Source organism: Brevundimonas sp. NPDC092305 (assembly GCF_044755415.1).
Classification (GTDB): Bacteria; Pseudomonadota; Alphaproteobacteria; order Caulobacterales; family Caulobacteraceae; genus Brevundimonas.
Genome location: NZ_JBIVQY010000001.1, coordinates 1,437,326 through 1,460,351, shown reverse-complemented (window position 1 = coordinate 1,460,351; position 23,026 = coordinate 1,437,326). Strand labels below are relative to the sequence as shown.

Below are 23,026 nucleotides of genomic sequence, written 5' to 3'. Positions count from 1 at the left end.
CGAAGGAGCGTCGCCATGTCTGATTTCGAGCACGTCTTCGACAAGCCCCCCGAGGGCGCCGCCGAGGACTGGACCATTCCGCAGAACTGGCGCGCCTATACCGAGGTCGAACACAGCACGTGGGACACGCTCTACGCCCGCCAGATGGAGATCCTGCCCGGCCGTGCCGCGGACGTCTTCTTCAAGGGGCTGGAGGCGCTGGACCTGAACACCGGCGGCATTCCCGACTTCGGCCTGATGAATCCCAAACTGCAGGCCCTGACCGGCTGGACAGTGGTATGCGTGCCCGGTCTCGTGCCGGACGAGGTTTTTTTCGACCATCTCGCCAACCGCCGTTTCCCGTCGGGCCAGTTCATCCGCAAGCCGGACCAGTTGGACTACCTGCAGGAGCCGGACATCTTCCACGACGTCTTCGGCCATGTGCCGATGCTGACCGACCCGGACTTCGCCGCCTATATGGAAGCCTACGGCAAGGGCGGGCAGCGGGCCGCGTCGCTGGGCATGCTGCCGAACCTCGCGCGCCTCTACTGGTACACGGTCGAGTTCGGCCTGATGCAGGATACGGACGGCCTGCGTATCTATGGCGCCGGGATCGTGTCGTCAGCGACAGAGAGCGTATTCGCGATCGAGGATCCGTCGCCGAACAGGCTCGGCTTTGATCTGGAGCGGGTGATGAAGACCCTCTACCGGATCGACGATTTCCAGCAGGTCTACTTCGTTATCGACTCTATCGAGCAGCTGAAGCGTGAGACGCTGAAGGACTTCGGCCCGATCTACCAGCGGCTGGAGGGCGCCGAGGCGATCCCGATCGAGACCATCCTTACGACGGACAAGGTCTACACCGAGGGCAGCCAGGATTACGCCACCAAGGGCGGCCGCTTCGCCGCCTAGTCGTGCTGGATCAGGCTGCGATGTTTCGTGTCGCGCATGAACAGATAGACCAGCAACGACACGCCGATCATGGCGGTGACGTACCAGAAGTATACGCCCTCGAACCCGGCGTCCTTCAGCCACAGCGCGACGTACTCCGCCGTACCGCCGAACAGGGCGTTGGCGATCGCGTAGGGCAGGGCGACGCCCAGCGCGCGGATGTGCGCGGGGAACAGCTCGGCCTTCACCACGGCGTTGATGGCGGTGTAGCCGCTGACGATCACCAGCGCTGAAAGCGCCAGCAGGAAGGCGATGAACGGGCGGTCCACGCGCGCCAGCGTGGTCATGATCGGTACGGTCAGCAGGACGCCGAGAACCCCGAACGTCACCATGACCGGCTTGCGCCCGATCCGGTCCGACAGGGCGCCGACCGCCGGCTGGATCAGCATGAAGATGAGCAGGGCCGCCGCGCTGATTTCCGTCGACGTCGTCTTCGAAAACCCGCTCGTGTTGACGAGGAATTTCTGCAGGTAGGTCGTGTAGGTGTAGAAGGCCAAGGTCCCGCCGGCGGTCAGGCCCATGACCAGAAGGGCCTCGCGCGGGTGCTTGAGGGCCAGCAGCAGGGCGCTGGATTTCGGCGCGGCGCGGGTTTCCTCGGCCGTGAAGGCTTGTGTCTCGTCCAGTCGTCGACGCAGCCAGAAGACGATCACCGCCAGCGCCGCGCCGACGAAGAACGGAATGCGCCAGCCCCATGAGGCCAGGGCGCCTTCGCTGAGCGTGTTCTGGAGCACGATCAGCAGCAGCAGGGCCAGCAGCTGGCCCGAGATCAGGGTCACGTACTGGAAGCTGGACCAGAAGCCGCGATGGTCCTTCGTCGCCATCTCCGACAGATAGGTCGCGGACGACCCGTATTCCCCGCCTACGCTGAGGCCCTGAAGCATGCGAGCGAACAACAGCAGGGCAGGCGCGGCCAGTCCGATGGCTGCATACCCGGGCGTGCAGGCGATGATCAGGCTGCCGGTGCACATCAGCGTCACCGACAGCGTCAGCCCCGCCTTGCGTCCTTTCCGGTCGGCATAGACGCCCATGATCCACGCGCCGACCGGTCGCATCAGGAAGCCGACCGCGAAGACGGCCGCCGCGCTCAGCAGTTCCGCGGTGCTGTTGCCGCTCGGGAAGAAAACCGGCGCGAAATAGAGGGTGAAGGCCGCATAGGCGTACCAGTCGAACCACTCGACCAGATTGCCGGCCGATCCGCCGATGATGTTGCGCAGGCGGCGGGCGGGGGTCATCGCGTCAGGTCCTCTGGAACGGATAGAAGCCGCCGCCGAGGCCGAGGATCGAGGTCAGCTCGTCCAGCGCGCCCCGGCTCTCGTCCAGCAGCCCGGGATCGGCGAGGTCCGAGGGCCGCAGCTCGTCGCGATACCAGGTCGCGCCCCAGACGCTGAGCGCGCCGTGCAGTTCGTCGGTCAGGCGCATGCCCGGGTTGGTCGCTGCGAGCTCGGCCTCGGTCAGCACCACGCGCAGACGCAGGCAGGCGGGCCCGCCGCCGTTACGCATCGATTGGCGCACGTCGACGTACTCGACCCGGCCAATCGGGCCGTTCGAGCCGGTCAGCCCCTGAGCCACCGCATGGCTGCGGGCGTTGTCGCGGGTCTCGGTCGGGCAGATCAGGGTCAGGCGGTCCTCCCCCGGCAACTGCACCAGCATCGAGTTGAACAGATAACTGGAGATGGCGTCGGCCAAGGGCAGATCAGCGGCCGCGATCTCGACGAAGATGGGCTCGAAGCCGTCAGCGGCTTGTCGGATCGCGGCGTGCGTCCCGGCCGTGTCCTCGAACGCCAGCTCGTGATGGAACAGGGTGTTCAGCGCGCCGACGCATACGACGTCGTTATGGAAGGTCCCGCCGGCGATGGCGGTTCGAGACTGGCGAGCGAGCACGACGCCCCGCGCGTCATGTCGGCGAGCGATCGCCTCCGACGCCTCGCGAGTTTGCCGCGCGGGGTAGGGCCCGTCCCAGTGCTCCCAAGCTTCACGCCCCCAGACCAGCAGGTTGACCCCGGGCGCGCCGTGATCCGCGCAGAGTCGGATGTGGTTCGCGGCGCCCTCATCGGCGAAGTGCGCGACGGGCGGCAGGGCGTCGTGCACGGCGAACCGCGCCGGGTCAGGGAAGAGGGCATGCAGCGCACGCTTCGTCTGTTCGTGCTCCAGCGAGCGATGCAGGTTGGTCACGAGGTTGGCCGGGGTGAAATGGACCCGGCCGTCCGCGCTGTCCGCGCCTGGCGTCACCATCGCGGCGTTTGCGGCCCACATCGACGAGGCCGAGCAGGCGGCGGCGGCGAAGGAGGGGGCGTCCCTCCACGCGCGCTCCAGCACCTGCGCGTCAGAACCGGAGAAGCCCAGCGACCGGAGGAAGCGCAGATCCGGCCGCTCATGTGGGGGCAGTACAAACTGCGGCAGGCCCAGATCGGCCAGCCGTTTCATCTTGTCGAGGCCCTGCAATACCGCGGCCCGGGGGTTGGACGCCTCACCGGCGTTCAGGCTCGAAGCCAGATTGCCCGGCGACAGGCCCGCATAGGAATGCGTCGGCCCGATCAGTCCGTCGGCATTGGCCTCGACAGCCGAGGTCATGGCCGCAAGCCCTTGATCTCGCTTTCGATGTTCTTCACCGCGCCGGCCTCAAAGCTCGCCACCGGGTATGCGCAGTAGTCGGCGGCGTAGTAGGCGCTGGGCCGATGATTGCCGCTGGCCCCAAGACCGCCGAAGGGCATGTCCCCGGCGGCGCCCGTCGTCGGCCGGTTGAAGTTGACCACGCCTGCGCGGATGCGACGGATGAACCGCTCCCATTTGGCCGGATCGTCGCTGACCAGCCCCGCGGACAGGCCGTAGCGGGTCGCATTGGCCGCCGTGATCGCTGCGTCGAAGGTCGGAACGCGAATGACCTGCAGGAAGGGGGCGAACATCTCCTCGTCCAGCACGTCGAGGCCGGTGACGTCGACGATTGCCGGCTTGACGAAGGCGCCGGACAGGCCGTCGATCCGGCCTGTCGCGCGCACGACGCGGGCGCCTTGATCGATCCGCTGTTGCAGGGCCTGCTTCGCCGCCTCGGCCGCGCGCTCGGAGATCAGCGGCCCTGCGTAGGGCTCATTCTCGCTGTTCCACGGTGCGAAGGTCAGGCGGTCGGCGATGGCGGCGACGGCCTCGATGATTGCGTCTCCCTGCGGACCTTCCGGCACGATCAGGCGGCGGGCGCAGGAGCAGCGCTGTCCGGTGGTGACAAAGGCGGACTGGACCACGATACCTGCGACCGCGTCTGCGTCAGCCGCATCCCAGACCACCAGCGGATTGTTACCGCCCAGCTCGAGCGCGAGGATCACATGCGGATCGTCCGCGAACCGCTTCTTGAAGTGGGCGCCGGCGGCGCCAGAGCCGGTGAACATCAGGGCGTCGATGCCGCTGTCCAGCAGGGCCGTGCCGGTGTCGCGTCCGCCCTGCACCACGTTGACCACGCCGGTCGGCAGATCGGCCGCCTCGAAGGCTTTGGCCATCAACTCGCCAGTAAGGGGCGTCTCTTCAGACGGTTTGAACACCACGGTGTCGCCTGCCAGCAGGGCCGGGACGATGTGGCCGTTGGGCAGGTGGCCGGGGAAGTTGAACGGCCCCAGCACCGCCGCCACGCCATGCGGCCGGTGACGCAACACCGCGCGGCCAAAGCCGGTGGCGGTTTCGCGTTCGCCCGTGCGCTCATCATAGGCGCGGATCGAGATGTCCACCTTGCCCTGCATGGCCTGAAGCTCGGTCTGCGTCTCCCACAGCGCCTTGCCGGTCTCGCGACTGATGGCCTCCGCCATCTGCGGCGCGCGGTCCTTCAGCACCGCCTGATAGCGTTTCACCGCATCGACCCGGGCCTGCCGCGGGCGGTCCGACCAGTCGTCGAAGGCGGCGCGAGCGCGGTCGGTCGCCGCCTGCACGTCTGCCGCTGTGGCGGCTGCGCCTTCCCAGACGGCTTCGCCGGTGGCCGGGTCGATGGACTGGAAACGGGTCATGGGATCACTCAAGCCTTCACACGAACGGTGTCGCCCGCCCGCACCCGCAGCGCCTCGGCGGTCTCGCGGCTCAGGGTGGCGATGTCGCCCTCCATATGGGCGCGCTGACGCACGGCGCGAAACGCCCCGACGCTGTTGGTCGATATCAGGGCCGGTAGTTCGGCCTCGACCTCGTCCGCGATGGCGACCGTCAGCTGACGGGCGTCCCGGACGGTGCGGATGTTGTCGCGCTGGCAAGTCACGGTCGGGCCGGCGTCGAAGATGTCGATCAGACCGTTGGGCCGGAAGCCTTCGCTCTCCAGCAGGGCCATGGCGGGCACGCCCTGCGGGTGCACCTTGCCGATCACGGCCCGAGCGGGCTCGGGCAGCAACTCGACATACACCGGATGGCGCGGCGCCAGATCGAGGATGAACTGCTTGTCGGTCGAACCGGTCATCCGGTCGGCCTCATCGAATTCCATCGGGAAGAACTTGTGCGCCACATGATCCCAGAACGGACAGGCGCCGTCGGGGGTGAAGACGCCGCGCAGTTCGGCCAGCACGGTGTCGGCGAAGAGGTCCGGCTCGGCCCCGATCAGCATATAGCGCGACTGGCTGAGCAGCCTCCCCGCGCCGCCCTTGCGCCGGTCAGCCTTGAGGAATAGCGAGCCCACTTCGGTCCAGCCGGTGCACTCATTGACCAGTACGAGGGTCTTCTGCTCCAGCTTGATGCCCAACGAAGGCGAAGACTGGGTGTTCGTCACGACCCGGAAGCTGAAGAAGGGCCGTTTGAGCCCGACCGCCGCCTTGACCGAGCCGACGCCGTCAACGTCCCCGGTCTCGCTCTCCTCCAGCATCAGCGTGTACCAGCGCTCCTGCGGCTGAAGCACTCCGGCGAAGCTGTCGCGGCTCAGGTCCAGACGCTCGGCCAACTGGTCCGGATCCTCGGGCAGGCTGGTGAAGCCCGGGCCGCTCAGGATGGCGAGCTCCAGCAGGAAGTCGAGGTCGGAGGGGCCGGCGGGGCGAACGACGAGCATGCGGGTTACATCGACTCCAGACGAAGGAACTTCAGCTTCAGGGCGTCGATCTCGCCGGACGCGATCTTGCACAGGATCAGGGCGCTGAGCTGCGCCCGTTGAACAAAGCTGGCGGGCCAGGCGAACTCCTGATCCGAATGAATGTCGCCGCCAAGGACGCCGAGGGTATCGACGTTGGGCAAGCCCGCGGCGTGCAGATTGTTGCCCTCGCAGACGCCACCGGACGGCTTCCACGCGATGCCTTGGCCCAGCAGGGCGCCGGCGTCGCGAACGGCCTCGAAAAGGGCGCTCTGGCTGGCGTCCATCGGCTTCGGCGCGCGGGTCATGCCGCCATGAAGATCGAGGGTCAGGCCGGGGAAGGGGACGTCGGCCGCGATCTCGCGCACGGCCCCCGACACCCAGGCCGAGGACTGGGCGTCGGGCACGCGCACATTGAACCGGACCACGGCGTTGTCGGCCACGACGTTCAGCGCACCGCCGCCGCTGATCTTTGCGACATTCACGGTGACGCCTTCGCGCTCGCCGTTCAGCCCGTGCAGGCGCGCGGCGATGATCGCGGCTCCGGCTATGGCGTTCGCGCCTTCATGGAAGGCTCGCCCCGCGTGGGCGGCCTTGCCGGTGACGATCAGATGGTAGTTTCCGCTGCCCTTGCGTGCGCCGGCCAGCGTCCCGTCGGCGAGCGCGGGCTCATAGGTCAGGCCGACATGGCCGCGCGCACCCAGCTCAGCCAGCAGGGGCGCGGATGCTGGAGAGCCGATCTCCTCGTCGGGGGACAGCAATACAGTCCAGCCGACGCGTTCCCGGTCAGGATGAGTCTCGAAGGCCTCGAGCGCGGCCAGCATGACGCTGATCCCGCCCTTCATGTCGGCGATGCCGGGGCCGTTCAGGGCGCCGTCCGCGCGCGTCGTGACCGTCTGGAACCGGCTGTCCGAAGGAAAGACAGTGTCGTAGTGGCCCGTCAGGACGACCTGTATCGGGGCATCGGGCCGTGTGCTGATCTGGAGGGCGTCCGCGTGCGCCTCGCTCCGCACCGAGCCGTCGTCGCCGACGAGCGTGGAGCCTTGGGTGGGAATGCGGCGAACCTCGCCCTGAAGCCCCCGGGCGGTGACTTCCAGCATATCCAGCACGCGCGCCAGACCGTCCGGATTGCGGCTGCCCGAATTAACGTTCGCCCAGGCGACGGCCCGGTCAACGATCGATGCGCCGCGCGCCGCGACATGGTCGAACACGGCCTGGTCAGGAGCGAGAATCCGCATGCGCGCGGACCCTAGCCGGGCGGGCGGCAAAGGTGAAGGCGAGGGGGTGCTTGCGCGGCGCGTGACCACCGTTACCCTGAACGGCCAAATCAGGAGGGACTGAGACATGACGGACTGGGTCAAGGCGTGCAATCCGACCGCGCCGATCGCCAATGTGGAGGAGGCGAAAGCCGCCGCACGGGCCAGCGCTATCGCCATCTTCATCGGGGTGCTGTGGGCGCTCTACGGCGTGATTTATCTGATGGGCGAGGGCGGGGCGGTCGTGCAGGCGGCTGTCGCTGATGGTATGGCGCAAAATCCGGAGGCCGCGGCCATGCCCGGGATGACGGACATGATGATGGGCTTCGCCATCGGCGGCGCGATCGCGGTGGTGGTGATCCAGATCGTGCTGGGCGCCGTCCAGTGGTTCAAGCCGAACGTGATCATTCCGATCATCTTCACGATCCTGGTGGTCTATGGCCTCGGCTCGACGGCTCTGGGCCTCATGATGGCGGGCAGCAACCCGGCCGCGGCGGCGACGCCGATGTGGCAGATCGTGGTCGGCTTCATCGTCATGATCGTCGAACTGGTGCTGCACATCGCCGGCATCCGGGGCGGCAATGCACTGGGCAAGTTCAAGCGCGAAGCCGAGTACGCCTCGTAGGACGACCTACCGGTTCGGGCGCGGGTCGTCTCGACCCGTGCCCGGCTGCCGGGCCTGTCGCCGCCAGCGGATCGACAGGCTCGCGTCGCCCTGACCGCCGATGCTGGAACTGACGGTCAGGTTACGGCGCACCTGCCATTCCAGATTGACCGCCGCGCCCTCGTCGCCGCCGCCGATGATCTCCAGATAGACGTCGTCAGTGATGTAGCGCCCGCCCGCCACGGTCAGGCTGGACGCCTCTCCGCCGAAGGACAGGCGGTCCAGACCCGCCAGTTCGCGCAGGTTTCCGATCACATCGAAGCCGCCGCCGCCCGCCAGCGCCGCGACGCCGGCCGCCAGCTGGGCCGCCTCGAAGGCGGACAGTTGCGACGCTGACCGTCCGAAAAGCACCTGCGACAGGATTTCGTCCTGCGGCAGCGCCGGGCTGGAGGTCAGCGCGATCTCGGGCCGCGCAGCGGTGCCGGTGACGCGGATGGTCGCCGTCAAGGCCGGATCCTCGCGCGTCGCCGTCAGATTCAGGCGAATCTGCTCCGGATTGGTCGACAGGCTGACCGAGCCGCGGTCGTCGAAGACGAAGCGCTTGCCCGCGAATTCATAGTCCCCCCGCACCACGCGCGCGTTCCCGGTCAGGATCGGGCGGGTGATCGTGCCCGTGACCCGCGCGTTGACGCTCATCTCCACATTAAGGCCGCGCCCGACCACGCGCACATCGCCGCCGGGCGAGCGGATGGCGACATCCATGGCGATCTGCGGACCGCGCGGACGGTTCTGTTGCTCTTCCGGAATGTCGCCGCCGGGCTTGTTGATCTCGATGACGTCCATGCTGACGATGCCGGTCGATCCCGGCGGATTGGCCTCGATGCGGGCGTCGTCGATGTCGATCCGGCCGTTGATCTGGATGCGGCCGTCCGCGGCCCGCTCGACCGTCAGGGGACCGGAGGCGCGGGCTTGGGCGATGTCGTTGTCGATGATCCGGAAGCGGGTCAGGTTCAGTTCGAAGCTGGACCCGGAGCCTTCACGCAGCCCGATCCGCCCGTCGCCCCGCACCGTACCGGCCGACCCGTCGTGGGCCGAGAGGGTCTCGATCAGGGCGGTGGTGTCGTCGAACCGGCTGTTCAACGTTACATCGGTCAGGCGCAGGCCTGAGGCGTTGTCCCGGAAGCCGCCTTCGGTCAGGTCCAGTCGGCCATTGATGCGCGGCGCGGCGAGAGTGCCTGCCAGCGTCGCATCCGCATCCACCTTGCCCGACAGCGACCGCTCCCCGCCGAGGAACAGGTCCCAGATGGGCTGAATCTGGCCGTCGATAGCGACCTGACCTGACATCGGGCGTGTCCGGGCGATGGCGAGCCGCAGCGGCGCCGCGGACGCCTCGACCGGCAGGTTGATATCCGCCGACGCCTCGACCGCCCCTTCGTCGCGCGCCTGAGCCTGAATGCGCAGGGTATCGTCGGCCAGCACGGCGTTGACGCTGCCGTCCACAGCGAGACCGCGCGGAGCGTCAATGCTGCGGATCTGTTCGAAGGTCATGTTGGCCGAGCCGGCGAGGTCGTCACCCGCGCCCCGAAGCGACAGTCGCCCTGTCGCCCGTCCGCGTAGGTCGGGAGCCAGCGAACCCAGCTCGACGCTGGTCAGATTGGCTTCGATGACCGCGGCCTCGGAATCCTGACGCAGTTCGCCGCTCAGGACGCCGCCGCCGAGGTTCAGATCGACCCGCGCGACACGCCCGTCTCCCGCCAAGGCGATAACGGCGGGCGTGCGGGTGGTGAAGGCGATCTCGCGAACGCGTCCGCCGCCTTCCAGCGTCACCGTCTGGGCTTCGCCCTGTCGCGAATAGACCCCGCTTCCGTCGAAGGCGACGGGCGTGCCGCCACCGACATCGGCTTTCAGCGTGAAGGGCAGGCGCTCCAGCGTTCCGCGGCCGTTCAGGTCGAAGGTCCGGACTACATAGGTCGAGCCCGCCAGCCGGACGTTGCGGCCGCTGACATCCAGAATGGCGGACTCGTTCCCGCCGCTGTCCAGCAGGCGGATGCGCCCATCCGCCTGGCCCGAGGCCAGAAACGCGCCGGGACGGGCGGTGAAGGTCAGGTCCGCACTGGACGGGAAGTTGTTGGACAGCGTCACCGCTCCGCGGGCGGTAATCCCGCCTGCGTCGAGATCGACCTCGGTCAGCCGGATTCGCTCGCCGCCCAGATAGAAGACGCCGCTGGCTCGCGCCGGTCCGTAGTTCGATCCCGACACGACGGCGATACGTCCGTCCGAGGCGTCTGCGCCGCGCCGGAAGGTCAGGTCCATTCGCGCGTCCGTCAGGGTCAGGGCGCCGGCCTTCACCTGACCGAACGCCGCATGCAGGTCCGCCGAAGGCTGCGCCAGCGTGCCGCCCACCGTGCCGTTGCCGGTCATCGCGCCATCGATCGCGACGGGCCCGACGCCGAAGGGGCCGCGTGCGTTCCAGTTCATGGCGAGGTTCAGGCGACCGTTGCCTTCGATCGTCCCCCGAGCGGCGGCGTTTCCGTGCGCTCCGGTCAAACGTCCGTTGTCGATCCGCACCCGCCCGCCATCCAGCGAGCCCGCCAGTTGGAGCCGGGGCGTGGGCCCCAGCAGCCGATCCAGCTCTTCCATGCCCAGCGTCAGGCCGCGCCCGCGGCCGTCGAACGTCAGCCGCCACGGTGAGCCCGCCCGGGCCATCGAAGCCGTTATCGGCCCGCCGAAGGCGCCGCGCGCCGAGGGCCGTATGCGTCGTGCGTCGGTGATCTCGGCGCGACCGCGGAAGCCCAATCCTCCGAGCAGATTGCGTGCCCCGGAACCGGAGACCTTCAGCGCCTGTCCGGTCGCATCGACCTTCTCAAGCAGGTAGGAGCCGTCCTTAAGGCGTGCGCCCGAGAACTGTACACGCGGCTGCGAGCCCAGAAGGCCGCCGATCAGGCCGGCGGCGGACCCGCCTTGGGCGCGGATGTCGCCGTTGATCCCGTATCGGCCATTGCGAACGCTGACATTCAGCGGTCCCCGGATGCGCTGTGCGCGATAGCTGGACACGTCGGCGCCAAGCAGATCGACCGCGCCATCCAGCGTCCATGTCGTCGCGTCGCCCTTGAACACACCCGTGTAGGACGATGGCCCGGCGACCGGCTGTCCGACCAGTCGGCTCAGCGAGGGGGTGGAGACGTTCAGACGGACCCCGTCCGGCGCGCTGCGGTCGCTGAGACGGATCAGCCCTTGCGCGTCCGAGGTCAGGTTGTCCGCGGTCAGCCGCCAGCCCACGCCCTGCAGGCCGTCACGATTGGCATCCGGCAGGGTGGCGAAACCGAAGCGGACGGTGCGGCCTATGCGTTCGGCGAAGGGGGCGAACAGGTCTGATCCCGAGAAGTCCGCGAAGCCCGAAATGCGCGTCAGGTCCTTGCCGTACACACCGCGCACGATCAGCGGGGTGAACTCGCCCGTTTTTACGGTGGCGTTCACAACCTCACCGTTGATCAGGGCGTTGGCCATGAAGGGCTGATCGGGTGAATAGCCCAGCGAGCCGGCGATCGGGCCGCCTTGCGCCTCGTTCGCCCTCAGCGTCAGGCGCAGATCGGCGATGCTCGCACCCATGGTGGCCGCAACGTGCAGGAAGTCGCCCGGACGGGTGTTGCTGGCCGCGTTGACGACGAACTTCCTCGCCCCGACGCGGGGAACCTCGGCCTCGCCGCTCAGGTTCCAGCGGCCGTATTCCTGGCTGAAGCCTTCCAGCAGCTCCACATTGGCGGCGAAGCGGTCGATGTCGATCGACAGGGGGTGGGGCCCCGGCGGCGTGGTGGACGGCTCGACCAGCGGCCGACGGATCAGGCGGATGACTTCGGCCTCGATCTCGGTGGCGTGGAATTTCCGCGTGATCAGCGGGATGAAGCTCCAGTCCACGTGGACCTTGCGCGCTTCCAGCCAGACGCCCTGCTGATCGGTGACCGTGACCCGGTCGATGGTGAAGTCGTTGAACAGGTCGCCGCGCACGCCCTCGACATTGATCCGCCCATAGCGCCCGATCTTCTTGCCGGCGATGAAGCTGGTGACCAGTTCACGACCGGGCCCTGAGAGCAGATACATCCGCCCGCCCACCGCCGCGACGATCAGAACGACCGCCAGCACCGCCGCCGCCATGCCGCCGAAGAAGGCGAAGGCCTGCAAGCGCGTGCGCTTGCGCTTGGCCGCCTGAGCCGGGGTGTCCGGCGTCGGCGCCTCAGGCGTGTCGTCGGGCGGGACCTCGGTCAAAACGCCTGCCCGATGCTGACATAGATCTGGAAGTTGGAGTCGCCCGGCTGACGGTCCAGCGGGAAGGCGATGTCGGCGCGAACCGGGCCGAACGGCAGCTTGTACCTGACGCCGACGCCGGCCGCGTAGCGCAAGTTGTTGAAGTTCGGATATTCCTGGAAGCCGATGGCCCCGGCATCGACGAAGACCGCCGCGCCGAAGCTGTTTCCGATGTCACGACGGACCTCGAGCGAGGTCTCGAACAGCGAAAGACCGCCGCGAGGCGTACCGTCGGGAAGGCGAGGGCCCACGCCCTGATATTCGAAGCCGCGCACCGAACCTGCGCCGCCCGAGTAAAAGAGGCGGTCCGACGGGATGGTCAGTTCCTCGCCGCCGAGGATGGTCCCCAGCCTCAGCCGCCCGGCCAGAACGGTCTTTCCGCCTTCCTGAAGCGGCAGATAGGCCGTGCCCTGGGCGTCGGTGCGCAGGAACAGCAGGGAGTCGTCGCCGGTCACCGCGGTCGGCTGGATGTTCGCTGTCAGACGATAGCCGCTCTTGGGGTCGAGAGGATCGTTCGACCGATCCAGATAAACGCCGCCGCGGCCGGTGAGCAGGGCGAGATTGCGCGTGATGTCGAGCGGCGTCTGGGTGATCGGGTCGAAGCGGTTTTCGTCGTACTGACCGACGTCCACGCCTAGTCCGTAGCTGTACCACGACGACTTGCCGAGCCGCTGCCGGATGTCCGCGTAGAGCACGCCGGCGAACCGGCGATAGGCGTCTGTGTCCTCGTTGACGATCGCGGCGCCCATGCTCAGCGTCCGCCCCGGGCGACGCCAGTGCGGCAAACTGAGGTCCGCGCCCAGACGGCTGTCGATGGTCGACAGACGAGCGTCGAACTTCAGCGTGTCGGCCCGCCCGAAGCGGTTGTAGTAGGTCCACTCGCCCTCGATCGCGGAACCGCCGGTGGTCGACGTCGCCCGTCCGGATGTCACGGTGGCGCGCGCGGTCGACAGGGTGACGCCCGCCTCCTGAATCCAGCGTGGCCGATCCGTCAAAGTGACGACCACGGGCCGGTTGCCGTCAGCATTCGTCTGGTCGACCGGGGCCAGCGCCACGCCGACGCCGTTGTAGACCCCGGTCTCGAGCAGGCGACGCTCCAGTTCGGCCACGTCCTCCGGGTCGTAGACGTCGCCCTCGTCCCACGGGGCCAGACCGGCGACCCACGCCGGATTGGTGGGCCCGCGCGTCTCCAGCCTTATCCCGTCAAGCTGGACGAGAGACCCGGAGTCGATGTTGTAGGTGGGTTGAACGGTGAACGCCGCGTGGTCGACAACCACCCGTCGCGGGTTTGCCCGGGCGTCGGCGTAGCCCCTCCGTGTCAGGCCCGCCACCAGCCGGCCTTCGGCGGCGATCACCTCGACGGCCCGGCCGGGTTCGCCGGGAGTCAGGTTCAGTTCGCTGTAGGCCGCTGCAGCGGTTTCCGTATCAGGCGGCGGCAATGCCCAGTTGACGCCGGCCTCGCCCAGCACGAACCGACGTCCGGGCGTGACCTGCACGATGGCGACCGGGTTGTCCTCGCCCTCGACCACGTCTTCCAGCGTCGGCTGGTAGTAGCCTTCAGACCGAAGAAGCGCCTGCGCGGCCTCCAGGGCGCCGCGAGCCCGACGTCTCGCCTCGAACCGGTTGGACGGTGCGCCGTCGACCTCGCCGACCGCCCGGGTCAGTTGGCCTCGCAGGGCCGCATCCATCTCGCCCCGGATCTGGGCGCGAGGTTCCGCCGTCGCAGCGCCGGCCAGCAGAGCCACGCTCGCCACGCTGGAAAGGAAAAGGGCCGCCCGGAACGTCAATCGTCAACCTTCGTCATCGGGCGGAGAACCCTCGTTTTGCGCGCCCGCCCCTCGCATCCGCCTGTGGCGGCTTTCTGGCGATCAGTAGAACAGGGTCTCGCTTTCCGGCTGGACCGATTCTTCCGACGACTTGGTGTCGGGCGGCAGGGCGCCCTGATCCGCCGGCGGCGCCGTGTCGATGGGGCTGGGCGCTGATTCGGGCGCAGCGGTTTCGACAGCCGCGTCCTCGGCCGACTGGGCCTCAACCTGCACGTCATCGCCGCGATCGTCAGGGCGGGGGTCGTCGCATGCGGAGATCAGGCTGGCGCCGGCAAGAATCGACAGAAGGGTCAGTTTCGTTTTCATTTTCAGGATACTCCCCCGCGTGCCCGGCTGCCGAACGCGCGGCCTTTTCGACTGTTCCATACCCCCGAACCGGACCGGGGTCATCCGAACGGCAACCAATCCTTGGGGAATTTTGATCAAACTCCGAATTTCGGAGGGCCAGAATGGCGACCACAGTCTACGCCACCCTTGCGGAAGGGCGCCGTCGGGAGCTGAAATCCCGGCTTGCACTGGCCGCGTTCATCGGCACGACCGCCTGGTTCATCGCGCCCGGAACGGCGCCGTTGATCTGGTTCGTGGCCGTAGCGGCCAGTCAGGCGGCCGACTGGCTCGTCTTCCGTCGTTTCCGCCAGAACCCCTTGTGGAAGCCGGACAAGGCCTATCTGGCCCTGTGCTGCGCCTCGACGGTGCTGAGCGTCACCGTCTATTCCGCCATGTCGGCCTACCTCTGGTTCAATGGGGGCGAGATCGGCCGTCTGTTCGCCATGGTGCAGGTGGCCGGCAGCCTGCTGCACGTCAGCCTGCACATGCACCATTCGCGGCCGATCCTGATTTCGGCCGTCGCGCCGCATTCCGCCTACTTCCTGGGTCTGCCGCTGGCCGGCGCCGTGGTCAGCGGCCACTGGCAGGACCTGCTCGTGATGGTGGGCTGCTTTCTCTACATGACCCATCTGGTCGTCACGGTCCGCCAGAGCTCGACGACCACCAGCCTGCTCCAGTCCGCGCGGGACACGGCGCAGGAGGCCCGTCGCAAGGCTGAGGTCGCCAACGCCGCCAAGTCCGACTTCCTCGCCGTCATCAGTCACGAAATCCGCACCCCCATGAACGCCGTCATCTCGGCGGCGAACCTGTTGCGTCGGACCAAACTTGACACCGGCCAGCGCGAGCATGTCTCGATGCTAATCGACGCGGGCGACGTGCTGATGGGCCTGCTCAACGACGTGCTCGACTTCTCCAAGATCGAGGCGGGCAAGATGCAGCTGGAAAGCGCCGACATGGTCGTGCGTGATCGCCTGATGGCGCTCAGCCGTCTCTGGGAGCCCCGGGCCGATGCCGGTGGCGTCCGTCTCAGCGTCACGGTCGCCCCGTCGGTGCCCGATGCGGTTCGCACCGACGCCTTGCGGTTCCAGCAAATCCTGTTCAATCTTCTGTCCAATGCCGTGAAGTTCACCCGGAACGGCGAGGTCGCGGTCGATGTGGACTGGATCGACGGACAGTTGATCGTCGCCGTGCGCGATACCGGCTGCGGCATTCCGCCCGAGCGGCTGAAACAGATATTCAACAGTTTCGAACAGGCCGAAGTCGGCACGACGCGCCGCTATGGCGGCACCGGCCTTGGCCTGACCATCAGCCGCAAGCTGGCCGAGCTGATGGGCGGGAATCTGACGGTCGAAAGCGTCATCGACGAGGGCTCGACCTTCACCCTGCGGCTCCCCCTTCAGGTCGTTCAGGTCCGTACCGTCGAACCTGAACGTGACGTGGTCGAGGGCGGCTCCCTGCAGGGCCGGTCGATCCTCGCCGCTGACGATCACGAGATGAACCGCCGCATTCTGGAGCTGTTGCTCGAGCCGCACGGCTGTCGCCTGACATTGGTCGAAAACGGGGCCGAGGCGCTGGAGATGGCCGCGCAGCAAAAGTTCGACGCGGTGCTGATGGACATGCAGATGCCCGTCATGGACGGGCTTGAGGCCACAAGGCGCATCCGCATGGGCCGCATGAACGGCACGACGCCGGTGATTGCCCTGACGGCGAACGCCATGGACACCCACCGCGCCGCCTGGGATGCGCTCGGCGTCCACGCCTTCCTGACCAAGCCGATTGATCCGGTCCTGTTGGCCCAGACCCTGGCCGGCGCCTGCGCGGGCGAGCAGGCTCGCGAAACCGAGGTCGCCTAGCTCCAGCGCTGCAGTGCTGCGTCGAGCGTGATGCTGGCCTGATGCCGGGGAGGGGAGACCTCGCCGTCGAACCGCGGAGCAGGCGCAGGCTGAAACAGACCGTCGCTCTCAACGAATGTGGAGCGCGCCTCGTTGTGCGGGTGGCGCGGCGCCTCTTCCAGAGACAGCACCGGCGTGACGCAGGCCTCCGTGCCGGCAAAGACGGCCGTCCATTCATCCCGATCCCGCATCGTGAAGATACTCGCGAACCGCTCGTGCAGGCCCGGCCATCCGCCCATGTCGAACTGCGGCGCCTCATCCGCGCTCAGGCCCAGCCCGCTGATCAGGGCCGCATAGAACCGGGGCTCCAGTGCGCCCACCGCCACGAACTGTCCGTCCCGGCATGCGTAGCAGCGATAGAAGGGCGCGCCGCCGTCCAGCAGGTTGCCGCCTCTTTCGGGCGACCACAGTCCACGCGACAACAGGGCCGAGAACAGGCCCATCAACATCGCCGACCCGTCCGTCATGGCCGCATCGACCACGCGACCGCGTCCCGTCGTCCGCGCCTCTACCAGACCTGCCAGCACTCCTGTCACCAGCATCATCGCCCCGCCGGCGTAATCGCCGACGAGATTCAGCGGCGGGCGGGGCGGCCGATCCGGCTCTCCGAGCGCATGCAGCGCCCCGGACAGGGCGATGTAGTTGATATCGTGCCCCACCTCGCCGGCCATCGGCCCGGTCTGGCCCCAGCCCGTCACCCGGCCATAGACCAGCCGGGGATTGCGCCCGGCGACCACATCCGGCCCCAGCCCCAGACGCTCCATCACGCCCGGCCGAAAGCCCTCGATCAAAACGTCAGCGCGCCCGGCCAGCGTCAGCACCTGCTCCCGATCCGCATCGCTCTTGAGGTTCACCCCGACCGCCGCGCGTCCGCGATGCAGCACCTCGCCGCCGACATCCGAGAACACCGCCGCCTCGGCCCCGCCGCCGCGCGTCAGCCGCAGCACCTCCGCGCCCATATCCGCCAGCATCGTCCCGGCGAACGTCACAGGCCCCAGCCCGTCGAACTCAAGGATGCGCACGCCGGCAAGGGGCTTCATGCCCCTTGGGTATCCGAGCCGGCGATGGGAGGAAAGGCTGTGGTACGTCCTCTCGGGCTCGAACCGAGGACCCTCTGATTAAAAGTCAGATGCTCTAACCAACTGAGCTAAGGACGCACGCACGCCGATGACCGGGAGCCGGTCCATCGAAGGGGCGCTTCATCTTGCAATCCGGGGCCAAGGTCAAGGCGTGAACTCGCCTGATCAGGGTTTCTCCTTGCCGCCCTGGTCCGGACTGACGACCAAGGCGGTCATGCGAGGTTTGAAAGACAGGCCTTTGACGGTTGGCGGGCGCGTGCTGGCGGCCACGGCGCTGTGCCTGCTGCTGGCGGGATGCAGCGGTGCGCGGGCGTTCGGTTCAGGCGCGCTGACGCCTCTGGACGACCTGAATCTGAGGCGGGAGGTCATTCCGCCCGTGCTTCTGGCGGCGGCCAGCGATCCCTATGGCTCGCGCAATATGGGACGGTGCGAGAGCATCGCCCGCGAGGTCTACGATCTGAATGATGCGCTGGGCCCCGACATGGACGAGCCGGCCGAACCCGATGCGGCGTGGGGCGACAGGGTGGCGGGCGCGGCGGGCGAGCTGTCTGTCGGCCTGCTCATCGACACCGCGGTCGATTTTCTGCCGGTCCGCGACTGGGTTCGTCAGCTGTCAGGCGCAGAACGCCACGATCAGGCGGTAAAGGGCGCGATCCAGAACGGTCGCGTGCGTCGCGCCTTCCTGAAGGGGTCGGGCATGCGCATGAACTGCCTCCCGCCGGCCGCGCCCAGCTGGTTCGAGCCTCGCGAGGCGGAAACGCGGTACCAGCCCATACGACGCGAACCTCCGCCGCCGCGGCACGTCCGGCCGCCATGGGCGCGCTACTGACTGTTCGAAACGTGCCGGGCGTGGAACTCACGACGGAACTGGTCGAACCGGCCGTGGGCGATGGCGTCCCGCATGGCCGCCGTCAGCGCCTGGAAGAAGGCGATGTTGTGCCAGCTGAGCAGGATCTTGCCGAGAATCTCGTCCGTCCGGATCAGGTGATGCAGATAGGCCTTCGAATATTCCTGTGAGGCGGGGCAGGGGACCTCGGCGTCCAGCGCCGACTGATCCTCGGCGAACCGGGCGTTCTTCAGGTTCAGCGGCCCGTCCCAGGTCCAGGCCTGACCGTGCCGGCCCGCCCGGGTGGGCAGCACGCAGTCGAACATGTCTACGCCACGCCAGACGGCTTCCACCAGATCCACCGGCTTGCCGACGCCCATCAGATAGCGGGGCCGGTCTGCGGGCAGCATGTCAGGGGCGTAGTCCAGCACCTCGCACATCGCTTGATGGCCTTCGCCCACGGCCAGACCGCCGATGGCGTAACCGTCGAAGCCGAGCTCCTGCATACGCTCGGAGGACTCGCGGCGCAGGTTTTCGAAGGTCGATCCCTGCTGGATGCCGAACAGCGCCTGCGTCTCGCGCGTGCCGAAGGCGTCCTTCGATCGCTTGGCCCAGCGCGCCGACAGCTCCATGCCTTCGCGCGCGCGCTTCTCCTCGGCAGGCCAGGCGACGCATTCGTCCAACTGCATCACAATGTCCGAGCCGATTCGGTCGGCCTGGATCTCGATCGACCGCTCCGGCGTCAGGACATGCTTTGATCCGTCGACGTGGCTGGAGAAGGTCACGGCCTCCTCCGTCAGCTTCGAGATGCCTGACAGGGACATCACCTGAAAGCCGCCGCTGTCCGTCAGGATGGGCTTCTCCCAGTGCATGAACTTGTGCAGCCCACCCAGCCGCTCCATTCGCTCCGGCCCCGGCCGCAGCATCAGGTGGTAGGTGTTGCCCAGAAGGATATCCGCGCCGGTCTGTTTGACCTGATCCACGGTCATCGCCTTGACCGTCGCGGCGGTGCCCACCGGCATGAAGGCAGGCGTGCGGATATCGCCGCGAGGAGTCTTCAGCACGCCGGTGCGCGCGCGGCCGTCGGTGGCGGAGATGTCGAAGGGAAAGGGCATCAGGCGGCGCGGAATAGCAGGCTGCCGTCCCCGTAGGAATAGAACCGGTAGCCGTCCGCGATGGCGTGGGCGTAGGCGGCCTTCATGGTATCCAGCCCGGCAAAGGCGCTGACCAGCATGAACAGGGTCGACTTCGGCAGGTGGAAGTTGGTCATCAGCACGTCGGCTGCACGGAAGCGGTAGCCCGGCGTGATGAAGATGGCCGTGTCGCCATGGAAGGGCCCGACCACGCCGTCCTCGCCCGTCGCGCTCTCCAGCAGACGCAGCGAGGTGGTCCCGACGCAGACGATCCGGCCGCCAGCGGCGTGGACTGCGTTCAGGGCGTCGGCGATGTCTGTGGAGACCTCGCCCCATTCCGAATGCATCTTGTGATCGGCGGTGTCGTCCGCCTTGACCGGCAGGAAGGTGCCCGCGCCGACGTGCAGGGTGACAGCGTGGGTCGAGACGCCTTTCGCGCGGATCGCTTGCAGCAGGGCGGGTGTGAAGTGCAGCCCCGCCGTCGGCGCGGCGACTGAACCGTCGTGCTCGGCGAAGACCGTCTGGTAGTCCGACCGGTCGCGGTCGTCCTCGGCCCGCCTGGCGGCGATATAGGGGGGCAGGGGCATGACGCCCACATCGCGGATCGCGTCGTCGAGCGCCGGGCCAGAGAGATCGAACCGAAGGGTCACCAGCCCGTCCTCGCCCTTGGCGGCCACGGTCGCATCGAGACGGCCCAGCTCACAGGCGCCGCCGACGGCGGCTCCGAACCTGATCCGGTCGCCAGCCTTGATGCGCTTGCCGGGCTTCATGAACGCAGACCAGACATCCGGCGCATCACGATGGTGCAGGGTGGCCTCGACCTCGACGGACAGTGTGTCGCCCTCGGCCCCGATCCGCTGACGAGCACCAGACAGGCGGGCGGGGATCACACGCGTGTCGTTGAACACCAGCGCGTCGCCGGGCTGCAGGAACTCCGGCAGGTCGCGGATCACACGGTCTTCGAGACCGTCGCCACGAACGACGAGCAGGCGCGCGGAATCCCGCGGCTCGGCGGGTCTCAGCGCGATGCGGTCGTCCGGCAGGTCGAAGTCGAAATCGGCGGTCTTCATCAGGCGGCGCAAAGGCCACGGTCATGAGGCGCGGTCAAGGCAGGGCGTCGGTGAGACCATATGCCAGCCTGACGACGGGCCTCTCCGCTGCCATCTACACCCTATGAAACTGATCACCGGCCTTGCCGCCTCCGCCCTGTTCGTCCTCGTCGCGGGTTGCGAGGACGCCGTTTCCACCCTGCAGGAGATCGAGGACACCGCCGCCAAGGCCTCGGCCACCGCGACCGAGCTCAACGATCGGTCGGAGCAAATCCAGCAAGCGGTCAATGATCCTGTCGGCGCCTTGCGCGGGGCGGTGACTGCCAATCTGACCAGAATGCCGACCAATCAGCCGGGTATCTATGTGCTGACCGACCTGCAGACCGGATGTCAGTTCCTGGCGACCTACGAGACCGATGGAACGACCGTCGCCTCGGTTGCGCCGAGGGTCGAGCCGGCGGCGGGCGGCGGGACGCGTCAGCTCTGCATCGCCATCCCCGGAGCCGCTCAGAATGAGGGGGCGCAAGCGGAAGGCTGAGACCGGGCGTCAAGCGGAGCCGTGAACCGAAACCTATGCGGCGGGTTGGGCGGGAATGAAAGCCTTCGATCTTCTGCCCTCCGCCCTTATCGGCGCCGTCGCCAGCGCCCGATCCATGACACCAATGGCGGCTCTGGCCGGCGCGCATCTGGCCCGACGGAAGACGCCCGGTACGTTGCGTCTGCTGACGCATCCGGTGTTTACGGGCGGCGCCCTGTTCATGGGCGCAGGGGAGTTGTTCGGCGACAAGATGAAGTCCGCGCCGGACCGCACCGTCTTTCTCGGCCTGCTGGCCCGGGTCATGAGCGCCGGCATCGCAGGCGCGGCCCTGGCGCCGAAGGGGCGTGAGCGGCTAGGGGCGGGGCTGGCCATCGGAACCGCCGTTCCTCTGGCCTATCTGACCCTCGCGGGCCGCAAGCGGGCCATGAGCGAGATGGGTCAGACGAAGAGCGGGTTGATCGAGGACGCCCTCATCGTCGCGGCCGGGATAGCCGTCGTCGTATGGGCCACAGAACGGCGCCGCTAGCCCCCTGCGTTGACCAAGCGGCCGTGACGCGGCAAAGCCTGCGCCATGCTGCAAAACCTTGAAACCCTCGCGCGCGACGCCCGGTCGTGGCCGTTTGAACAGGCCCGCAATCTTCTGAACCATGTTCTGAAGAAGCGTCTGTCGGACGCCGAGCGTGAAGCGGCCAAGCTGCTGATCGACGCCGGCAGGACGGACGAGGCGCTGGCGACGTTCGAGGCGCTGCGGAAGCCGGTCGTGCTGGAGACGGGCTACGGGCCGTCCGGCCTGCCGCACATGGGCACGTTCGGCGAGGTGGCGCGCACGACTATGGTGCGTAACGCCTTCCGCGCCCTGACCGGCGACCATTGGCCGACGCGGCTGGTGGCCTTCTCGGACGACATGGACGGGCTGAGGAAGGTGCCGGAGGGCATCCCCAATCCGGAGATGCTGGTCGAGGACCTGCACAAGCCGTTGACGGTGGTGCGCGATCCGTTCGGGACGCATGACAGCTTCGGCGCGCACAACAACGCGCGGCTGCGGGCCTTCCTCGACAGCTTCGGCTTCGAGTACGAGTTCCTGTCGTCCACCGAACAGTATCGTTCAGGACGGTTCGACGAGGTGCTGCTGCGCCTGCTGGAGCGGTTTGACGCGGTGCAGGCGATCATGCTGCCGACGCTGGGGCCGGAGCGGCGCGAGACCTATTCGCCGTTCCTGCCGATCAGCCCGGTCACCGGCCATGTGCTGCAGGTGCCGACGCTGGAGCGGAACGTCGAGAAGGGTACGATCGTGTTCGACGACCCAGCCGGCGGACGGACCGAGGTTCCGGTGACCGGCGGCCATGTGAAGCTGCAGTGGAAGCCGGACTGGGCAATGCGCTGGACGGCGCTGGACGTCGACTACGAGATGTCGGGCAAGGATCTGATCGAGAGCGTGCGCGAAAGCTCCAAGGTCTGCCGTGCGCTAGGCGGCGTTCCGCCCGAGGGGTTCAACTACGAGCTCTTCCTCGACATCGAGGGCAAGAAGATATCGAAGTCCAAGGGCAATGGCCTGACGATGGACGAATGGCTTCGCTACGGCACGCCGGAGTCGCTGAGCTGGTACATGTTCCAGTCGCCGAAGTCGGCCAAGAGCCTGCACTTCAACGTCATTCCGCGGGCGATCGACGACTATCTCAGCTTTATCGACCAGTTCCAGACCCAGGAGCCGGGCAAGCAGATCGACAACGCCGTCTGGTCGATCCACGCCGGCGCGCCGCCCAGGGTAGCGTCGCCCGTGTCGTTCAGCCTGTTGCTGAACCTCGTCGGCGTCGCCAACGCGTCGTCGAAGGACCAGCTCTGGGCCTATATGGGCAAGTACCTGCCCGAGGCGACGCCGCAGACCGAGCCGACGCTCGACCGGCTGATGGGCCATGCGCTGAATTACTACGAAGATTTTGTTCGACCCTCGAAATCTTACCGCCTGCCCGATGAGAAGGAGACGGCCGCCCTGCTGGATCTGGCCGGACGGCTGAAGGCGCTGCCTGCGGATACAACCGATGGCGAACTCATCCAGAACGAGGTCTATGCGGTCGGAAAAGCCCATGAGTTCGAGCCCCTGCGGGCATGGTTCGGGGCGCTTTACGAAGTGCTGCTGGGCGCATCGCAGGGTCCGCGGTTCGGGTCGTTCGCGGCCATCTATGGGCTGCCGCAGACGATCGAGCTGATCGAGCGGGGCGCGCGTGGCGATCTCGCGGCCTGATT

The 23,026-nt window shown here is 67.6% G+C and carries 18 protein-coding genes and 1 tRNA gene; 7 read left to right on the top strand and 12 right to left on the bottom strand.

All coding sequences use genetic code 11. The features are described from left to right. Positions 1 to 15 precede the first annotated feature (15 nt). Positions 16 to 891 (top strand): phenylalanine 4-monooxygenase, encoded by an 876-nt coding sequence (gene phhA, locus ACIQC9_RS07275; RefSeq protein ID WP_400613940.1) that lies wholly within the window; start codon positions 16 to 18, stop codon positions 889 to 891. Here the strand turns inward: phhA and ACIQC9_RS07270 are convergent. The 5 genes from ACIQC9_RS07270 to ACIQC9_RS07250 are packed head-to-tail and all read right to left on the bottom strand — an operon-like array spanning position 888 to position 7,188. Next, positions 888 to 2,162 (bottom strand): MFS transporter, encoded by a 1,275-nt coding sequence (locus ACIQC9_RS07270; protein ID WP_400613938.1) that lies wholly within the window; start codon positions 2,160 to 2,162, stop codon positions 888 to 890. The genes phhA and ACIQC9_RS07270 overlap by 4 nt on opposite strands. A 4-nt stretch (positions 2,163 to 2,166) precedes the next feature. After that, positions 2,167 to 3,501 (bottom strand): N-succinylarginine dihydrolase, encoded by a 1,335-nt coding sequence (astB, locus tag ACIQC9_RS07265; protein WP_400613936.1) that lies wholly within the window; start codon positions 3,499 to 3,501, stop codon positions 2,167 to 2,169. Beyond that, the gene (astD, locus tag ACIQC9_RS07260) at positions 3,498 to 4,916 is read right to left on the bottom strand and encodes a succinylglutamate-semialdehyde dehydrogenase (protein ID WP_400613933.1); all 1,419 of its coding nucleotides are present in this window, start codon (positions 4,914 to 4,916) and stop codon (positions 3,498 to 3,500) included. The genes astB and astD overlap by 4 nt, the downstream gene beginning before the upstream one ends. 8 nt (positions 4,917 to 4,924) lie before the next feature. Then, the gene (locus ACIQC9_RS07255) at positions 4,925 to 5,932 is read right to left on the bottom strand and encodes an arginine N-succinyltransferase (RefSeq protein WP_400613931.1); all 1,008 of its coding nucleotides are present in this window, start codon (positions 5,930 to 5,932) and stop codon (positions 4,925 to 4,927) included. Positions 5,933 to 5,937: 5 nt separating this feature from the next. Continuing rightward, entirely contained in the window at positions 5,938 to 7,188 is a 1,251-nt protein-coding gene (locus tag ACIQC9_RS07250) for a hydrolase (protein WP_400613928.1), read from the bottom strand. 106 nt (positions 7,189 to 7,294) lie between these two features. Between ACIQC9_RS07250 and ACIQC9_RS07245 the strand changes: the two genes are divergently transcribed. Next, complete coding sequence (locus ACIQC9_RS07245; protein WP_400613926.1) at positions 7,295 to 7,831, top strand: hypothetical protein; 537 nt, start codon at positions 7,295 to 7,297, stop codon at positions 7,829 to 7,831. 6 nt (positions 7,832 to 7,837) lie between these two features. Here ACIQC9_RS07245 and ACIQC9_RS07240 read toward each other — a convergent pair whose 3' ends face one another. The 3 genes from ACIQC9_RS07240 to ACIQC9_RS07230 form a co-directional block, all read right to left on the bottom strand. Next, complete coding sequence (locus tag ACIQC9_RS07240; RefSeq protein WP_400613924.1) at positions 7,838 to 12,073, bottom strand: translocation/assembly module TamB domain-containing protein; 4,236 nt, start codon at positions 12,071 to 12,073, stop codon at positions 7,838 to 7,840. After that, the gene (locus tag ACIQC9_RS07235) at positions 12,070 to 13,899 is read right to left on the bottom strand and encodes an autotransporter assembly complex family protein (protein ID WP_400613922.1); all 1,830 of its coding nucleotides are present in this window, start codon (positions 13,897 to 13,899) and stop codon (positions 12,070 to 12,072) included. Before ACIQC9_RS07235 ends, ACIQC9_RS07240 begins: the two co-directional genes overlap by 4 nt. An 81-nt stretch (positions 13,900 to 13,980) precedes the next feature. Continuing rightward, complete coding sequence (locus tag ACIQC9_RS07230; protein WP_400613920.1) at positions 13,981 to 14,244, bottom strand: hypothetical protein; 264 nt, start codon at positions 14,242 to 14,244, stop codon at positions 13,981 to 13,983. A 143-nt stretch (positions 14,245 to 14,387) separates the two neighbouring features. Between ACIQC9_RS07230 and ACIQC9_RS07225 the strand changes: the two genes are divergently transcribed. Then, positions 14,388 to 16,118 carry an ATP-binding protein gene (locus ACIQC9_RS07225; protein ID WP_400613918.1) on the top strand — a complete coding sequence of 577 codons (1,731 nt, stop codon included), beginning with the start codon at positions 14,388 to 14,390 and terminating at the stop codon, positions 16,116 to 16,118. On the opposite strand, the gene ACIQC9_RS07220 is transcribed toward ACIQC9_RS07225, so the two are convergent. Together ACIQC9_RS07220 and ACIQC9_RS07215 are read right to left on the bottom strand one after the other, a co-directional pair. Then, positions 16,115 to 17,197 carry a CaiB/BaiF CoA transferase family protein gene (locus ACIQC9_RS07220; RefSeq protein WP_400613916.1) on the bottom strand — a complete coding sequence of 361 codons (1,083 nt, stop codon included), beginning with the start codon at positions 17,195 to 17,197 and terminating at the stop codon, positions 16,115 to 16,117. The two genes, ACIQC9_RS07225 and ACIQC9_RS07220, sit on opposite strands and share 4 nt — an antisense overlap. 40 nt (positions 17,198 to 17,237) lie before the next feature. Then, positions 17,238 to 17,314, bottom strand: a tRNA-Lys gene (locus ACIQC9_RS07215). Positions 17,315 to 17,474: 160 nt separating this feature from the next. On the opposite strand from ACIQC9_RS07215, the gene ACIQC9_RS07210 reads away from it, so the two are divergent. Next, positions 17,475 to 18,065, top strand: a complete 591-nt coding sequence (locus ACIQC9_RS07210) for a hypothetical protein (protein WP_400613914.1) — start codon at positions 17,475 to 17,477, stop codon at positions 18,063 to 18,065. Here the strand turns inward: ACIQC9_RS07210 and tgt are convergent. Continuing rightward, a complete protein-coding gene (gene tgt, locus ACIQC9_RS07205; RefSeq protein ID WP_400615413.1) occupies positions 18,059 to 19,180 on the bottom strand; it encodes a tRNA guanosine(34) transglycosylase Tgt in 1,122 nt (373 codons plus the stop codon). The genes ACIQC9_RS07210 and tgt overlap by 7 nt on opposite strands. Beyond that, a complete protein-coding gene (gene queA, locus ACIQC9_RS07200; protein WP_400613912.1) occupies positions 19,177 to 20,265 on the bottom strand; it encodes a tRNA preQ1(34) S-adenosylmethionine ribosyltransferase-isomerase QueA in 1,089 nt (362 codons plus the stop codon). The genes tgt and queA overlap by 4 nt, the downstream gene beginning before the upstream one ends. Positions 20,266 to 20,368: 103 nt before the next feature. Here queA and ACIQC9_RS07195 point away from each other — a divergent pair, with 103 nt between their 5' ends. Genes ACIQC9_RS07195 through ACIQC9_RS07185 form a run of 3 tightly spaced genes read left to right on the top strand, consistent with a single transcriptional unit; the run spans position 20,369 to position 23,024 of the window. Beyond that, on the top strand, positions 20,369 to 20,782 hold the full coding sequence (locus ACIQC9_RS07195; protein ID WP_400613909.1) for a hypothetical protein: 414 nt from the start codon (positions 20,369 to 20,371) through the stop codon (positions 20,780 to 20,782). Between the two features lie 55 nt (positions 20,783 to 20,837). After that, the gene (locus tag ACIQC9_RS07190; RefSeq protein WP_400613907.1) at positions 20,838 to 21,308 is read left to right on the top strand and encodes a hypothetical protein; all 471 of its coding nucleotides are present in this window, start codon (positions 20,838 to 20,840) and stop codon (positions 21,306 to 21,308) included. 45 nt (positions 21,309 to 21,353) lie between these two features. After that, positions 21,354 to 23,024 carry a lysine--tRNA ligase gene (locus tag ACIQC9_RS07185; protein ID WP_400613905.1) on the top strand — a complete coding sequence of 557 codons (1,671 nt, stop codon included), beginning with the start codon at positions 21,354 to 21,356 and terminating at the stop codon, positions 23,022 to 23,024. Positions 23,025 to 23,026 lie beyond the last annotated feature (2 nt).

Coding starts and splice junctions, on each gene's coding strand:
- phhA (WP_400613940.1), top strand. CDS start 16: ATGTCTGATTTCGAGCACGTCTTCGACAAGCCCCCCGAGGGCGCCGCC.
- ACIQC9_RS07270 (WP_400613938.1), bottom strand. CDS start 2,162: ATGACCCCCGCCCGCCGCCTGCGCAACATCATCGGCGGATCGGCCGGC.
- astB (WP_400613936.1), bottom strand. CDS start 3,501: ATGACCTCGGCTGTCGAGGCCAATGCCGACGGACTGATCGGGCCGACG.
- astD (WP_400613933.1), bottom strand. CDS start 4,916: ATGACCCGTTTCCAGTCCATCGACCCGGCCACCGGCGAAGCCGTCTGG.
- ACIQC9_RS07255 (WP_400613931.1), bottom strand. CDS start 5,932: ATGCTCGTCGTTCGCCCCGCCGGCCCCTCCGACCTCGACTTCCTGCTG.
- ACIQC9_RS07250 (WP_400613928.1), bottom strand. CDS start 7,188: ATGCGGATTCTCGCTCCTGACCAGGCCGTGTTCGACCATGTCGCGGCG.
- ACIQC9_RS07245 (WP_400613926.1), top strand. CDS start 7,295: ATGACGGACTGGGTCAAGGCGTGCAATCCGACCGCGCCGATCGCCAAT.
- ACIQC9_RS07230 (WP_400613920.1), bottom strand. CDS start 14,244: ATGAAAACGAAACTGACCCTTCTGTCGATTCTTGCCGGCGCCAGCCTG.
- ACIQC9_RS07225 (WP_400613918.1), top strand. CDS start 14,388: ATGGCGACCACAGTCTACGCCACCCTTGCGGAAGGGCGCCGTCGGGAG.
- ACIQC9_RS07220 (WP_400613916.1), bottom strand. CDS start 17,197: ATGAAGCCCCTTGCCGGCGTGCGCATCCTTGAGTTCGACGGGCTGGGG.
- queA (WP_400613912.1), bottom strand. CDS start 20,265: ATGAAGACCGCCGATTTCGACTTCGACCTGCCGGACGACCGCATCGCG.
- ACIQC9_RS07195 (WP_400613909.1), top strand. CDS start 20,369: ATGAAACTGATCACCGGCCTTGCCGCCTCCGCCCTGTTCGTCCTCGTC.
- ACIQC9_RS07190 (WP_400613907.1), top strand. CDS start 20,838: ATGAAAGCCTTCGATCTTCTGCCCTCCGCCCTTATCGGCGCCGTCGCC.
- ACIQC9_RS07185 (WP_400613905.1), top strand. CDS start 21,354: ATGCTGCAAAACCTTGAAACCCTCGCGCGCGACGCCCGGTCGTGGCCG.